A 13,931-nucleotide genomic window follows, 5' to 3' on the forward strand; every position below is an offset into this window, starting at 1 on the left:
CCGCCCCTACCGCCGTTTCGGTACGCCTACCTGCCCGCCTCCTTCGACACCAGTGCCACCGCCTCGTCCACGTCGTCCGTCACGTGGAACAGCAGCAGGTCCTTCTCCGACGCCTTGCCCTGGGCCACCAGTGTGTTGGTGATCCAGTCGACCAGGCCGCCCCAGTACGCCGTGCCGAAGAGGACGATCGGGAAGCGAGTGACCTTCTGGGTCTGGACCAGGGTGAGGGCTTCGAAGAGTTCGTCGAGGGTGCCGAGGCCGCCGGGGAGGACCACGAATCCCTGCGCGTACTTGACGAACATCATCTTGCGGACGAAGAAGTAACGGAAGTTCAGGCCGATGTCGACGTAAGGGTTCAGGCCCTGCTCGAAGGGGAGCTCGATGCCCAGGCCGACCGAGATGCCCTTCGCCTCGCAGGCGCCCTTGTTGGCCGCTTCCATGGCGCCGGGGCCGCCGCCGGTGATCACCGCGAAGCCGGCCTCGACCAGGCCTCGGCCGAGCTGGACGCCCGCCTCGTACTCAGGGGAGTCCACGGGAGTCCGCGCCGAGCCGAACACACTGATCGCGGGCGGGAGTTCGGCGAGCGTGCCGAAGCCCTCGATGAACTCGGACTGGATGCGCAGGACCCGCCAGGGGTCGGTGTGGACCCAGTCGGAGGGGCCGCCCGCGTCGAGGAGGCGCTGGTCCGTCGTGCTGGCCGTGACCTGGCCCCGCCTTCGGAGGACGGGGCCCAGACGCTGCTCGGACGGCGGCTGCTTCTTCCCCTCGGGGTTTCCGGTAGCCATGTGCGCTCCCTCCACTAGCGGGTGGTTCCACCTCAGCGTAGATCCACGCGGGTTACAGAGGGGGGACATAGGAGGGACATGCGGATGTCCGGCCGGCCCGGGGGTCATCTCACGTCGTCAGCCAGGACTTCAGGCGCTCCTCCGCCTCCGGGATCAGCGACACCTTCACCCGTTCGTCCACCTTGTGGGCCAGCAGGGGGTTCCCCGGGCTGTAGTTCACCGCCGGGACGCCCAGCGCGCTGAAGCGGGCCACGTCCGTCCAGCCGAACTTGGGGTGGACCTCGCCGCCCACCGCCTCGACGAAGGCCGCCGCCGACGGGTGGTTCAGGCCGGGCCGCGCACCGCCGGTGTGGTCGTCGACCACGAACTCGTCGACCCCGCAGTCGGCGAAGTAGTCCCGGACGAACGCCTCGGCCTCCGCCTCGCTGCGGTCGGGCGCGTAGCGGAAGTTGACGGTGACGGTGCAGGCGTCGGGGATGACGTTCGTCGCGACGCCGCCCTCGATGCCGACCGCGTTGAGGCCCTCGTGGTACTCCAGGCCGTCCACGACCGGCTTGCGCGGCACGTACGCCGCCAGCTTCGCGAGCACCGGCGCCGCGGCGTGGATCGCGTTGGAGCCCATCCACGCGCGCGCGGAGTGCGCCCGCTCCCCCTTGAACTTCAGCAGCACCCGGAGCGTGCCCTGGCAGCCGCCCTCGACCTGGCCGTTGGTGGGCTCCAGGAGGACCGCGAAGTCGCCCTCAAGCCACTCGGGGTGGGCCTCGGAGACGTGCTTGAGGCCGTTGAACTCCGCGGCGATCTCCTCGTTGTCGTAGAAGACGAAGGTGAGGTCGCGGTTGGGGGCCGGGACCGTCGCCGCGATGCGCAGCTGGACCGCCACTCCCGACTTCATGTCGCAGGTACCGCAGCCCCACAGGTAGCCGTCGTCGTCGAGGCGCGAGGGCACGTTGTCCGCGATCGGGACGGTGTCGATGTGGCCGGCGAGGACGACCCGTTCGGCGCGGCCCAGGTTCGTGCGGGCCACGACGTTGTTGCCGTACCGGTCGACCGTGAGGTGCGGCAGGGCGCGCAGGGCGGTCTCGATCGCGTCCGCGAGGGGCTTCTCGGTGCCGCTGACGGAGGGGAAGTCGACGAGCTGCGCGGTGAGCCGCGCGGCGTCCAGCGTGAGGTCAAGCGGGGTATCGGCCATGGCGTCGACCCTAACGCGCCGGGGTCGTCCCCCACTGTCCACACCCGGCTCCCCCACCACAGGGGCCTCCGCTACCTTGTACGGATGCCAGAGCCGTCCCGCCCTCAACAGCGTCGTCGTGGCCGCTTCCTCCGCGGCTTGGCGGCCTTCGTGGTCCTGTGCGCCGTCGCCGGTTATCTGGTGGTGCAGTACGTCACCGCGGGCACCGGGGAGCCGGGCTGCGAGGTGGTCTCGGGCAAGGGCGACGGGGCGGCGTACGAGTTCACGCCGGAGCAGGCGGTGAACGCGGCGACGATCACGGCCGTCGGCACCGGGCGCGGGCTGCCGGAGCGGGCGGTGGCGATCGCGCTGGCGACCTCGATCCAGGAGTCCGGGCTGCGCAACATCACCCATGGCGACCGGGACTCCCTCGGCCTCTTCCAGCAGCGGCCCTCGCAGGGCTGGGGCACCGAGAAGCAGATCATGGACCCGACGTACGCGGCCGCGAAGTTCTACGAGCATCTGGTCAAGGTCGACGGCTACACGAAGATGCCGCTCACCGAGGCCGCGCAGCGCGTGCAGCGCAGCGGCTATCCGGAGGCGTACGCCAAGCACGAGCAGGACGCCACACTGCTGGCGGCCGCCCTCACGGGCACCTCCGCGGCCACGCTGACCTGCGAGGGGCGCCCGGACGCGACGGTCGCGGCGGGTCCCGAGGGGGTGCGCGACGCGCTCGTACGGGACTTCGGCGGGGACGCGCTCGACACGACCGCCGACGAGGTGGAGGCCACCGAGGCGAGCCCCACTCCCGAACCCACGGTGTCGGGGCGGACCGTGACCGTTCCGGTGGGCGACGGCAAGGCACGCGCGCGCGGCTGGCAGCTCGCGCACTGGGCGGTCGCCAACGCCTCCGCGCTGCACATCCAGCGCGTCACGTACGCCGGGCGGGAGTGGACCGCCGGGAACACCCAGAGCAAGTGGCGGCCGACGACGTCCGCGAGCGCCGGATCCGTACAGATCCTGACTGCTCAGTAGTACGGACGATCACCCGCAGGGGTTACGCGCGTCCGGCCCGGACGGCGGAGTGCGCAGGTTTTCGCCCGGTCACCCTCGTCTTCGCGAAAACCCTTGAGAATAAAGGGCTGTAAGGATTCGGCAGACTTTCCGACAGGGCCCCCTTTGACCCTTTTTATCCACAGCCGATAATGCGACGCATTGCCAACTCTTTACGTTGGCCGTCCGCAACCTTCGCGGGCTTCGAGCGGTAGTCACTGCGTCCGAGCCCGGTGATCAACTGCCGGACCCGGTCGGACACTTCATCGTTCTCCACCGTCGAAGGAGCATCATGTCCCTCCCCCTGACCCGCAGGATCGCCCGTGCCGCGCTGCTCGTCGCTGCGGGAGCGGCAGCCGGGGTCGGTGCGGCCGGCTCCGCCAGTGCGGCCCCCGAGCTGCCCGCCACTCCGAACCTGGGCGGGCTGACCGCGCTGGACGGGGCGAGCGTCGGCAACACCGTCGACGGCGCGGCGCAGAACGCCACCGGGATCGCGGGCAACACCGGTGGCAACGCGGTCAAGAAGGCGGTCCCGACCGCGGGCAAGACCGGCGGCAAGGTCGCCAAGAAGGCGGCCCCGGCCGCGCAGCAGACCGCGGGCGACGCGGCGGGCTCCGCCGGGGACATCCTGGGCGACACCGCGTCCACCGCCACCAAGGGCGGCCTGCCGACGGACTCCCTCACCCAGGGCGGGCTGCCGACCGAGTCGCTGCCGGTGAAGAGCCTGCCGCTCGGCTGACACGACGAGCTGACGCACGGCTGATACGGCGATGGGGCCCGGGGATGTCTCCCCGGGCCCCATCGCCGTATGGCCGTATCGGCGTGTGTACGAGGCCTACGCGAGCCGCTCCACGGCCGCCCGCACCCGCTCGTCCGTCGCCGTGAAGGCGACGCGTACGAACTTCTCGCCCGCCTCACCGTAGAAGTCGCCCGGCGCCACGAGGATGCCCAGGGCGGCCAGGTGGGCGACGGTGTCCCAGCAGGACTCGCCGCGGGTGGCCCAGAGGTAGAGGCTGGCCTCGCTGTGCTCGATGCGGAAGCCGTGGGCCTCCAGGGCCTCGCGGAGGGCCTTGCGGCGGGCGGCGTAGCGGTCGCGCTGGACGCGGACGTGCTCGTCGTCGCCGAGGGCCGCCACGACCGCCGCCTGGGTCGGGGCGGAGGTCATCATGCCGCCGTGCTTGCGGATCTCCAGCAGGGGGCCGAGGACCGCCGGGTCACCGGCCAGGAACGCGGCGCGGTAGCCCGCCAGGTTCGAGCGCTTCGAGAGGGAGTGAACCGAAACGACCCCCTCGAACGATCCACCATTGACGGCCGGGTGCAGCACCGAGACCGGGTCCGCCTCCCAGCCCAGTTCCAGGTAGCACTCGTCGGAGAAGAGGAGCACATCATGTTCGCGAGCCCAGGCCACGATGCGCGTCAGCTCGTCCTTGCCCAGCACCTTGCCGGTCGGGTTCGACGGGGTGTTGAGCCACAGCAGCTTCAGACCCTCGGGGTCCAGCTCCGTCGGGTCGTCGTAGACCTCGTACTCCGCGCGGGCCAGGCGGGCGCCGACCTCGTACGTCGGGTAGGCCAGGCGCGGGTAGGCGACGCGGTCGCCGGGGCCGAGGCCCAACTGGGTGGGGAGCCAGGCGACCAGTTCCTTGGAGCCGACGATCGGCAGGACGTGCTTGTGGGTCACCCCGCGGGCGCCGAGCCTGCGCTCGACCCAGCCGGTGATCGCGTCGCGCAGTGCCGGGGTGCCCCAGACCGTGGGGTAGCCCGGGGAGTCCGCCGCGTCGACGAGGGCTTTCTGGATCAGGTCGGGGACCGGATCCACCGGGGTGCCGACCGACAGGTCGACGATGCCGTCCGGGTGCGCCGTCGCCGTCTTCTTGTACGGCTCCAGCTTGTCCCAGGGGAAGGTGGGCAGGCGGTCGGAGACTGCGGACACGGTTACTTGCTCACTTTCATCGGTACGACCGGTACGGCAAACGCCTCGGCCCCGTACGGCGATCAAGGTGATCGAGCCGTACGGGACCGAGGCGGCGCTGAGGTGCGGGCCGCTCTTACTGGTTCTGCGGCGGCAGCGCGGCGACGAAGGGGTGGTCGCGCTCGATCAGGCCCAGCTTGCTGGCACCGCCGGGAGAGCCGAGCTCGTCGAAGAACTCGACGTTCGCCTTGTAGTAGTCCTTCCACTCGTCCGGGGTGTCGTCCTCGTAGAAGATCGCCTCAACCGGGCAGACCGGTTCACAGGCGCCACAGTCGACGCATTCGTCCGGGTGGATGTACAAGGACCGGGAGCCCTCGTAGATGCAGTCGACCGGGCACTCCTCGATGCACGCCTTGTCCTTGACGTCGACACAAGGCTGCGCGATGACGTAGGTCACGCTGTCGTTCCTCCTCGATAGGGCGCTGGCGGGCCTCCACAGGCTCCGCCGCCTGGCGCGCGGGAGCGCGGCGTCGTCGATGCCCGCCCCTAGTATCTCCGTTCTTGGGCATGATCCGAACAGGAGGGGTGAACTGACCTGTGGAAATCTCTGCGACCGGGCGCCTTGAGGTCCGTATCACCACTGCTGACGTCGGTAAACGAGTCTCCGTACGGTCCTGGAGCGCGCCTGGAACTTCGGGTGAGAAGTTCACCGACACGGTGGGTGTTCTCGCATCCTGGGACGACGGTGTGCTGTGGATCACACGGAAGAGTGGCGAGACCGTCCGTATCCCGGAATCCGCACTGGTCGCGGGCAAGGTCGTCCCCTCGGCACCGGCCCGCCGACGCGGCCCCGCGACCTCGTACGAGGAGCTGGCGCACATCGCCTCCCGCGCCTGGCGGCCGGTGGAGAGCGAGCGGCTCGGCGAGTGGGAACTGAGGGCCGCCTCCGGATTCACCCGGCGGGCCAACTCGGTCCTGCCGCTCGGCGACCCGGGGATACCGCTGGACGGGGCGCTGGACGTCGTACGGCGCTGGTACGGCGATCGTGGCCTGCCGGCGTACGTCCAGACCGCGACCGGGGCCGCGGGCACGCAGGAGCTGCTGTGCGCGGAGCTGGAGCGGCGTGGGTGGGAGCGTGAGGTGACCGCCGAGATGTGGATCGGGGGGCTGGCGGCCGTGGCCGACCGGGCTTCGGGGGACGGGGTCGTGCTGTCCCGGGTGGCGGACGAGGCGTGGCTCGCGCGGTATCAGCGCAAGGGGGTGAGCGAGGTGGCGCTGAAGGTGCTGGGGAGCGGGCCCTCGGTGTGGTTCGCGACGGTGCCGGGTGAAGCGGGGGGTGCCGCTCCCGCTGCCATCGGGCGGTGTGTCGTCGACGGGCGGTGGGCCGGGTTCGCCGCGGTCGAGGTGGATCCGGAGCAGCGGCGGCGGGGCCTCGCCACGACGGTGATGGCCGCGCTGGCCTCGCGGGCGCTCGACGAGGGCGCTTCGGCGGCTTGGCTCCAGGTCGAGAACGACAACAGCGGGGCGCGAGCGCTCTACGCCGGGATGGGCTTCTCCGCGCACCACGCGTACCACCACTACCGGGAGCCCGCCGGTCCCGGCACCGACCGGTACGGATCGCCGTGAGAGGGCACGAGCCAGCTATGCGTTCCCCCCATCCCCCGCCCCCGGAACGATCCGCAGAGCTGCGCCGGCGGTTCGCCGAAGAGGTGCGGTCCGAACGGCCCGACCTCTCGCTGCTGTGTCTGCTGCTGGGCGCGGAGGCGGACGGCTCGCTGGACGAGACCGGCATCGACGCGGCGCAGATCGAACTGGACCGGCTGGCCGGGCAGTTGCCGTTCCGGCCGGGCGGGCCCCGGTCGTGGGCGGTGTCGCTGCGGGAGCTGCTCGGCGAGCGATGCGGGTTTCGCGGCTCCGCCGCGGACTATCAGCGGCTCGAGTCGTCGTTGCTGCACTCGGTGTTGCGGCGGCGGAGGGGGCTGCCGATTCTGCTGTCGGTGGTCTGGATGGAGGTGGCTCGGCGGGCGGGAGCCCATGTGTACGGGGTGGCGCTGCCGGGGCACTTCGTCGTGGGGTTCGGGCCGGAGGGGGATCAGGTGCTGGCCGATCCGTTCGACGGGGGGCGGGTGTTGAGCGGAGGGGATGCGGAGTTGCTGGTGGCCGGGGCGACCGGGGCGCCCTTGCAGCCGTCGATGCTGGTGCCCGCGGAGCCGCTTGAGGTGGTGGTGCGGATTCTCAACAACGTGCGGGCCTGGGCCGCGGCTCGGCCTGAGCGGTCGGATGTGGCTCTGTGGGGGGTGGAGTTGTCGTTGCTGATGCCTTCGCATCCGGCTCGGCTTCGGTATGAGCGGGCTCAGTTGCTGGTGCAGCGAGGGGATTTCCTCACCGGGGCGAGCGAGTTGGATGCGTATGCGGATGTGGTGGAGGCGGTGGACGAGTCCGCCGCGGGGAGGGTTCGGCAGCAGGCTCAGGCCGCGCGGGCGATGTTGAACTAGCGGTTGCCCCCCAAGAAGGTTCGTTACAGCCAGCCCTTCTCCCTTGCCAGCCGCGCTGCTTCCGCCCTGTTCCTCACCGCCAGTTTCTGGATCGCCGTCGAGAGGTAGTTGCGGACCGTTCCCTGGGACAGGTGCAGCTTGATCGCCAACTCGGCGTTCGTCGAGCCGTCCTCCGCCGCTCTCAGGACCTCTCGCTCCCTGTCTGTCAGGGGGTTCGCGCCGTCCGCCAGCGCGGCCGCTGCCAGCGTGGGGTCGATGACCCTCTCCCCTGCCAGGACCTTCCTCACCGCGTCCGCCAGTTGGGCTGCCGGGGCGTCCTTGACCAGGAAGGCGTCGGCGCCGGCCTCCATGGCGGTGCGGAGGTAGCCGGGGCGGCCGAAGGTGGTCAGGACGACCAGTTTGATCGAGGGGAGTTCCTTGTGGAGCTGGGCGGCCGCTTCGATGCCCGTGGCGCCCGGCATCTCGATGTCAAGGAGGGCGACGTCGATGTCGTGGGCTCGGGCGGCCGTCAGGACCTCGTCGCCGCGGGCCACTTGGACGACGACCTCTATGTCGTCCTCCAGGCCGAGGAGGGCGGCGAGTGCCTCACGGACCATCGACTGGTCCTCTGCCAGGAGCAGCTTGATCTTGGGGCTCATGCCCCGGATCCTACGGGCGCGGAGGCGTCGACGGGGGCTCGGGCGACCAGGCGGAAACCGTGCTTGGTGCGGCCCGCCTCCAGGGTGCCGCCGGCCTTCTCCAGGCGTTCGGTCAGACCGGTCAGACCGTTGCCGGGGGCCTTGCCGGAGCCGCCGGAGCCGTTGTCCTCGACGGAGAGTTCCAGGAACGGCCCGTCGAGGGTCTGGCGGTGCAAGAGCTCGATCGTGCAGCGGGTCGCGCCGCTGTGCCGTACGACATTGGTGACCGCCTCGCGCAGCGCCCAGGCGAGGGCGGTCTCGGTCTCCTCGGGGACGCCCGTGAGGTCGGGCTCGGCGGGCACTTCGGCGGTGACGTCGGCGGCGTTCAACGCGACCTGAGCGCCCGCGAGTTCGGCGGACAGACGGGCGCGACGGTAGCCGGAGACGGCGGCGCGGACGTCGACGAGGGCCTGGCGACTGACCTGTTCGATGTCGGCGACCTGCTGGGCGGCCTTGTCGGGGTGGGCGGGGAGCATCCGGCCGGCGAGTTCGCTCTTGAGGGTGATGAGGGAGAGGGAGTGGCCGAGGAGGTCGTGCAGGTCCCGGGCGAGGCGCAGGCGCTCCTCGTTCGCGGCCAGTTGGGCCACGGTCGCGCGGGCCTTGCGCAACTCCACCGTCGTGCGGACCAGTTGCTTCACGCCCATCATCGCGAAGCCCAGCAGCAGCACGACCAGGACCAGACTCCAGTCGTCCGAGCCGACGCGCAGACCGGCCAGGACCATGGCGAGGGTGTTCAGCCCGACCGCCCAGTACGCCGCCGGCGGCGGCAGGGTGGCGCCGCAGGTGACGGAGACGTACACGAACAGGCCGATCCATTCGCCGCCGAGGGTGAGGCACAGGACCACGGCGAGGGCGCCGAGGAAGGCGACGAGGACGCCGACGGCCGGGCCGGAGAACGGGCGGCCCATGTTCCGGAAGACCAGGGTCAGATAGGTGCCGGTGAAGGCGGCCAGGGCCAGCCAGCCGGCCACGGTCGCGGCCGTCGAGTGGGCACCGGAGTTCAGGTCCTGCACCGGCGCGCCGAGGAAGATCAGCCACGGCAGGATCCAGATGAGCTTGCGCACCGCGTCGGCCCGGTTGCGGGGCGCCTGGCCCACCCGGATCGCGTTCTCCGCCCGCAGGTCCGGGGGCAGCTGGTCGTCCGTCATCGTCCTCACGCCCTGGGGGTCCCCCCAGGCCCTTTAGGCACTGGGGGAGTGTCCTTCCGGTACAGCCAGGCCGCGCCGCCCGCGAACAGGGCGAAGTAGACGGCCAGGACGGCGATGTCCTTGGCATGCGGGGCCTGGCTCTGCTCGATCGCCTGCCCCAGGGCAGCGTACGCGTGCGTGGGCACCCACTTGGCGAGGTCCTGGAGCCAGGACGGGAAGGACGTCGTCGGCATCCACAGGCCGCCCAGGATGGACAGCCCGAAGTACGTGATCATCGTGATCGGACGGACCGCGTCCCCGCTCACGAGGTAGCCGAGCGCGACCCCCAGGGCGGCGAAGACCAGGCTGCCGGCCCAGATCGCGCCGGTCAGGGCGAGCCACTGCCACGCGTCCAGCCGTACGTCCTTCACGACCGCCGCGACCGCGAAGACGACGACGATGGACGGCAGGCTGACGACGGCCGCGCTCGCGGTCTTCGCGAGCACGTACCCGCGCCCGGGCAGCGTGGTGAGCCGCAACTGCCGTACCCAGCCGCTCTCCCGCTCCTTCGCGATGCGCTCGCTGTTGCCCATCAGGACGGCCGTGAGGGCGCCGAAGGAGGCCATCGAGACCATCATGTAGGTCGGCAGGGTCAGGCCCGTGCCGTCGACCTTCTCGGTGGCGTCGGCGCTGCCCGCGATGAGCAGGAAGAGCACCGACGGGTAGATCACGGAGAAGAACAGGAACTTGCGGTTGCGCAGGGCGCGGGTGAGCTCCAGCTTGATCAGACTGTTCATGACGTACGGGCCTCCTCGGCGGCGGTGATGGCGACGAAGGCCTGCTCCAGGCCGAGGCCGGCGACTTCGAGGTTGCGGGGGTAGACGCCGAGGCCGTACAGGGCGTGGACGGTGGCGTCGGCGTCCGTGGACTGGATGCGGACGGTGGGGCCGGAGACGGTGAGCCCGGTCAGGAAGGGCAGGTCGCGCAGGGCCTGCTCGTCGATCCGGTCGTCGACCCGGTCGCGGTCGTCGAGGTCGAAGGAGATCCGCCGTACGCCGGTCTTGGCCTTGATCTCGGCCGAGGTGCCGTCCGCGAGGAGCCGGCCGCGGTGCAGGACCAGCACCCGGTCCGCGATCGCGTCGGCCTCCTCCAGGTAGTGCGTGGCGAACAGGACGGTCCGCCCCTGGTCGGCCTGCTCGCGCATGGTCGCCCAGAAGGCCTGGCGGGTCGTGACGTCCATGCCGGTGGTCGGCTCGTCGAGCACGATCAGATCGCTGTCGCCCGCCGTCGCGAGCGCGAACCGCACGCGCTGGGCCTGGCCGCCGGAGAGCTTGTTGACCTTGCGGTCCGCGATCTGGGTGATCCCCGCGCGGGCGAGCACGTCGTTCGGCCGGTACGGCTTCGGGTGCAGAGCGCAGGCGAGCCGCACCAGCTCCGCGACCGTCACCTCGTCCATCAGTCCGCCGCTCTGCAACATGGCCCCGACCCGCCCGGTGACGATCGCTTCGCGCGGGCTCGTGCCGAAGAGCCGGACGGTGCCGCTGTCGGCCTGCTTCAGCCCGAGCAGCAGGTCGAGCGTGGTCGACTTGCCGGCGCCGTTGGGGCCCAGCAGCGCCACGGTCTCCCCCGGGTGCAGGGACAGACTCAGCCCGTCCACGGCCCGGACCTCGCCGTACGCCTTGCTCACCTGGTCGAATACGACCGCTGTCGTTGTCATGTGATCCAGAGTGGCGCTCCGGACCCCTCGCCCGGCAGTGTCGGCGATCCTGAGTGGCGGATGACAGATGTCATACGGCGTCTACGACGAAGGGGCACCCGGCGTGTGCCGGGTGCCCCTTCGTCGATACATCGGTGCGCGGACCGCTAGCTCGGGTTGGTGTCGATCTCCCCGGTGCGCTCCGCCGTCGTCTTGCCGACGAGCACCTTGCGCAGGACCGAGACGACGTCCTGCGGCAGGACGCCGCGTTCCCCGGTCGCCGTCTTGACCTTCACGCCGTCGAAGGTGGTGCCGTAGGCCTCCTTGAGGGCGTCCAGGTCGTAGGTGTCCACGAGCTTTCCGTCGACGGCCTTGACGCCGAGGATCTTCGGCAGGGACAGGGCGCCGAACTGGATCTCCTGTCCGCCGCCCTTGATGGTGACGCGGTCGGACATCGCGGGCTGCGCGAACGCCTTCATCATGCGGTCGACCTCGGCGTTGGAGATCGTCGGCTGCTGGGTGGTCGTCGCGACCGTCACCGTGCCGCCGTTGCCGGTCTCCACCTGGGTGCGGTACGCCTCCTCGACCGCGGTGGTCGACTTGGCGACGTCGATGCCCTTGCCCGCCTTGCCGTAGACGGCGACGGCCTTGCCGGCGGAGGTGAACTTGATCGTGCCCTCGGTCACCGAGCCGGAGCTGCCGCCCGCGTCCTTCAGGGCGGCGGTCAGCTTCTCCTCGTCGACGGGCATGACCGGGTCGACGACCCGGTGGTTGCCGAAGAGGGAGCCGATCACCGAGATCGGGTTGTAGTCGCTGCTCGCGGCCGCGGCGACGGTGGCCTGCTCGTCGAGCTGGAGGCCCGCCTGGTCCGGCTTGAGCTCGACGGTCTTGCCGCCGACCGACAGCTTCAGGGCCTTGTTCACGCGGTCGCCGAACTCCGCGTCGAGCTTCTTGACGGCGTCGTCGCGGGTGCCGCCGCCGATGTCGACGCCGAGCACGGTGGTGCCCTTGGGCACGTCGGAGTGGTTCATCAGCAGACCGGCGCCGTACGCGCCGGCGGCGATGACGAAGAGTCCGACGCCGACCAGGGCCAGCTTGTTGCGGCCCTTCTTCTTGGCCTTCTTCGACGAGGCCGGGACGTTCTGCGAGACCGGCTCGGGGAGCTTCGGGGCCTGGTGCCGCGCCGGGCCGTCGGACGGGGCGCCCGGACCGAACGGGGAGCTCTGGCCGCTGGACGGCACGACCGGGATACCGCTGGTGACGGTGTGCCCGGAGACGTTGTCCGGCGCGGGCGGGGCGCCCGGGGTGCCGTAGCCGGGGGTGCCCGGTTCGGGGGCCGGCTTCTGCGGGGTGAGGATCGCCGTGTCGTCGCTCAGCCCGCCACCGGGGCGGGCGGCTCCACCGAGGGGGTTGGCACCGGGGACGGTACCGGCACCCGGACCGGCGAGGCCGTTCATCCCGGCGGAGGCACCGGGGGCGCCAGGGCCGGGGTGACCGCCGGGGCCGGGGAATCCGCCGGGGGCGTTGGGGCCGGGCTGACCGCCGGGGCCGCCCAGCGCACCCGGGCCGCCAGGACCTGCGGGGCCGCCGGGGCCGCCGAACGCACCGGGGCCGCCGACTCCACCCGGTCCGCCAGGTCCACCCGGTCCGCCAGGTCCACCCGGTCCGCCAGGTCCACCCGGACCGCCAGGACGACGGTGGCTGCCCGTAGCCCCCGGGCCGCCCGGTGCTCCGGGGCCGCCGGGACCTGCGGGGCCGCCGAACGCGCCGGGGCCGCCGGGGACGCCCGGGGCGCCGCTCATCGGCGGTACCACCGGGCCGTCGCCGGTGACCGGGCCGCCCGTCGGGCCTGTCGGACCCTGGGGGCCGCCACGGCCGGCCGGGCCGCCGAAGTCGTTGGGGCCGCTGAAGTCGTTGGAGGGGTCGAAGCGGTGGGAGCCGGTCGAGCTGCCGTCGAAGGCGTGGGACCCCGTCGAGCCGTTGAAGTCGTTCAGACCGTCGAGGCTGTGCGAGCCGGTCGAGCTGTTGAAGTCGTTCGCGGGGTCGAAGCCCCCCGCACCACCGGGACCGCCGAGGCCGTTCGCGCCGCCCAGGCCGTTCGCGCCCGCCGGGCCGCCAGGCCCGCCCTGGGCGCCGTAACCGCCCTGCCCAGCCTGTCCGTTCTGACCGCTCTGACCGTGCTGCCCGTTCTGTCCGCCGCCGTTCTCCGAAAAGTACGGCAGGTCGTCGCGCCGCGGCTCCGCGCCCGGGCGGGGACCGCTCGCCGTCAGGGCCTCGGTCACGTCGAAGGAGCCGGTGCCGCCGCCGTGTCCGGGCGCCACGGGACCGCCGGTCGCGCCGGGGAGCCCCGCACCGTTGGTGGCGCCGCCGGGACGCGCACCGCCCGGCACGCTCATGGAACCGACCACACCACCGGGCCGCCCCGCACCGGAACCGGGGCGCGCGCCACCGGGAGCCGCGCCAGGACCGCCGGAAAGCGAACCGCCGGGAGCCGTACCCGCGCCCGCCGGAGCCGTGCCCGAACCCCCGGGCACGCCCGCCCCGTTGGTCGCGCCGCCGCCCTGACCGGCCTTGGGCGGGCCGGACTTGCGCGGGGCGAACCAGTTGCTCGCCTTCTCGTCGGCCTGCGGGGCCGGCTCGGCGACAGGCTCGGCCGCGCCCGCGACCGTCGCCGCACCCGGCGCCTCGGCCTCGGCGACACCCGTGCCGTCCGTGTCCGCGACGGGCGTGCGCACGACGACCGGCGGGATCGGCCGCGACCCGGGGATGTTGATCCGGATCCGGGTCGTCAGCGTGGTCTCGGTCTTGCGTTCCTCGGACTGCGCGCCCGAACGGCCCGCGTCCGTACCGTCGTCGGAAGCCATGGGGGTCCCGTAGGGCGGCGTGCCCGAAGGGTAGGCGGCTCCGCCGCGCCCGTTGGGCCCGGAGGACGGACTGTCAGTTTCACGACTCAAGGCAGGTTCTCCCGGTTGGCTCCACCGCCCGTGTCGACCTCAACTGCGCGGGCGGCTCGGCGGCGCG

13 protein-coding genes are annotated in these 13,931 nt (G+C 71.8%); 4 read left to right on the plus strand and 9 right to left on the minus strand.

All coding sequences use genetic code 11. The features are described from left to right. Nucleotides 1–26 precede the first annotated feature (26 nt). Complete coding sequence (locus ABZ928_RS34090) at nt 27–785, minus strand: TIGR00730 family Rossman fold protein (RefSeq protein WP_361527474.1); 759 nt, start codon at nt 783–785, stop codon at nt 27–29. A gap of 109 nt (nt 786–894) precedes the next feature. Then, nucleotides 895–1,974: a succinyl-diaminopimelate desuccinylase gene (dapE, locus tag ABZ928_RS34095; protein WP_361527476.1), complete on the minus strand. Its 1,080-nt coding sequence runs from the start codon at nt 1,972–1,974 to the stop codon at nt 895–897. An 84-nt stretch (nt 1,975–2,058) separates the two neighbouring features. On the opposite strand from dapE, the gene ABZ928_RS34100 reads away from it, so the two are divergent. Together ABZ928_RS34100 and ABZ928_RS34105 are read left to right on the plus strand one after the other, a co-directional pair. Beyond that, the gene (locus tag ABZ928_RS34100) at nt 2,059–2,988 is read left to right on the plus strand and encodes a heavy metal transporter (RefSeq protein WP_361527478.1); all 930 of its coding nucleotides are present in this window, start codon (nt 2,059–2,061) and stop codon (nt 2,986–2,988) included. 310 nt (nt 2,989–3,298) lie between these two features. Continuing rightward, a complete protein-coding gene (locus ABZ928_RS34105) occupies nt 3,299–3,745 on the plus strand; it encodes an ATP-binding protein (RefSeq protein ID WP_361527480.1) in 447 nt (148 codons plus the stop codon). A gap of 96 nt (nt 3,746–3,841) precedes the next feature. On the opposite strand, the gene ABZ928_RS34110 is transcribed toward ABZ928_RS34105, so the two are convergent. Both ABZ928_RS34110 and fdxA read right to left on the minus strand, forming a co-directional pair. Further along, a complete protein-coding gene (locus tag ABZ928_RS34110) occupies nt 3,842–4,936 on the minus strand; it encodes a bifunctional succinyldiaminopimelate transaminase/glutamate-prephenate aminotransferase (RefSeq protein WP_361527482.1) in 1,095 nt (364 codons plus the stop codon). A 115-nt stretch (nt 4,937–5,051) separates the two neighbouring features. Next, entirely contained in the window at nt 5,052–5,372 is a 321-nt protein-coding gene (gene fdxA / locus ABZ928_RS34115; RefSeq protein WP_351240873.1) for a ferredoxin, read from the minus strand. 140 nt (nt 5,373–5,512) lie between these two features. On the opposite strand from fdxA, the gene ABZ928_RS34120 reads away from it, so the two are divergent. Continuing rightward, on the plus strand, nt 5,513–6,541 hold the full coding sequence (locus tag ABZ928_RS34120) for a GNAT family N-acetyltransferase (protein WP_361527484.1): 1,029 nt from the start codon (nt 5,513–5,515) through the stop codon (nt 6,539–6,541). Between the two features lie 17 nt (nt 6,542–6,558). After that, complete coding sequence (locus tag ABZ928_RS34125; RefSeq protein WP_361527486.1) at nt 6,559–7,410, plus strand: transglutaminase-like domain-containing protein; 852 nt, start codon at nt 6,559–6,561, stop codon at nt 7,408–7,410. Between the two features lie 23 nt (nt 7,411–7,433). On the opposite strand, the gene ABZ928_RS34130 is transcribed toward ABZ928_RS34125, so the two are convergent. From ABZ928_RS34130 to ABZ928_RS34150, 5 genes are all read right to left on the minus strand, one after another. Continuing rightward, nucleotides 7,434–8,048, minus strand: a complete 615-nt coding sequence (locus ABZ928_RS34130; protein ID WP_361527488.1) for a response regulator transcription factor — start codon at nt 8,046–8,048, stop codon at nt 7,434–7,436. Next, the gene (locus tag ABZ928_RS34135) at nt 8,045–9,235 is read right to left on the minus strand and encodes a sensor histidine kinase (protein WP_361527490.1); all 1,191 of its coding nucleotides are present in this window, start codon (nt 9,233–9,235) and stop codon (nt 8,045–8,047) included. The genes ABZ928_RS34130 and ABZ928_RS34135 overlap by 4 nt, the downstream gene beginning before the upstream one ends. A gap of 5 nt (nt 9,236–9,240) precedes the next feature. Then, a complete protein-coding gene (locus ABZ928_RS34140; protein ID WP_361527492.1) occupies nt 9,241–10,011 on the minus strand; it encodes an ABC transporter permease in 771 nt (256 codons plus the stop codon). Next, nucleotides 10,008–10,931 carry an ABC transporter ATP-binding protein gene (locus ABZ928_RS34145; protein ID WP_361527494.1) on the minus strand — a complete coding sequence of 308 codons (924 nt, stop codon included), beginning with the start codon at nt 10,929–10,931 and terminating at the stop codon, nt 10,008–10,010. The genes ABZ928_RS34140 and ABZ928_RS34145 overlap by 4 nt, the downstream gene beginning before the upstream one ends. A 146-nt stretch (nt 10,932–11,077) precedes the next feature. Then, on the minus strand, nt 11,078–13,774 hold the full coding sequence (locus ABZ928_RS34150; protein ID WP_361527496.1) for a hypothetical protein: 2,697 nt from the start codon (nt 13,772–13,774) through the stop codon (nt 11,078–11,080). Between the last annotated feature and the right edge of the window lie 157 nt (nt 13,775–13,931).

This window comes from Streptomyces sp. NPDC046909 (genome assembly GCF_040644695.1).
Taxonomy (GTDB): domain Bacteria; phylum Actinomycetota; class Actinomycetes; order Streptomycetales; family Streptomycetaceae; genus Streptomyces.

Excerpts from the sequence above, each read along its gene's own strand:
- ABZ928_RS34105 (WP_361527480.1), top strand. The coding sequence starts at position 3,299 with ATGTCCCTCCCCCTGACCCGCAGGATCGCCCGTGCCGCGCTGCTCGTC.
- ABZ928_RS34125 (WP_361527486.1), top strand. The coding sequence starts at position 6,559 with ATGCGTTCCCCCCATCCCCCGCCCCCGGAACGATCCGCAGAGCTGCGC.
- ABZ928_RS34100 (WP_361527478.1), top strand. The coding sequence starts at position 2,059 with ATGCCAGAGCCGTCCCGCCCTCAACAGCGTCGTCGTGGCCGCTTCCTC.
- ABZ928_RS34145 (WP_361527494.1), bottom strand. The coding sequence starts at position 10,931 with ATGACAACGACAGCGGTCGTATTCGACCAGGTGAGCAAGGCGTACGGC.
- ABZ928_RS34130 (WP_361527488.1), bottom strand. The coding sequence starts at position 8,048 with ATGAGCCCCAAGATCAAGCTGCTCCTGGCAGAGGACCAGTCGATGGTC.
- ABZ928_RS34140 (WP_361527492.1), bottom strand. The coding sequence starts at position 10,011 with ATGAACAGTCTGATCAAGCTGGAGCTCACCCGCGCCCTGCGCAACCGC.
- ABZ928_RS34150 (WP_361527496.1), bottom strand. The coding sequence starts at position 13,774 with ATGGCTTCCGACGACGGTACGGACGCGGGCCGTTCGGGCGCGCAGTCC.
- ABZ928_RS34090 (WP_361527474.1), bottom strand. The coding sequence starts at position 785 with ATGGCTACCGGAAACCCCGAGGGGAAGAAGCAGCCGCCGTCCGAGCAG.
- dapE (WP_361527476.1), bottom strand. The coding sequence starts at position 1,974 with ATGGCCGATACCCCGCTTGACCTCACGCTGGACGCCGCGCGGCTCACC.
- ABZ928_RS34135 (WP_361527490.1), bottom strand. The coding sequence starts at position 9,235 with ATGACGGACGACCAGCTGCCCCCGGACCTGCGGGCGGAGAACGCGATC.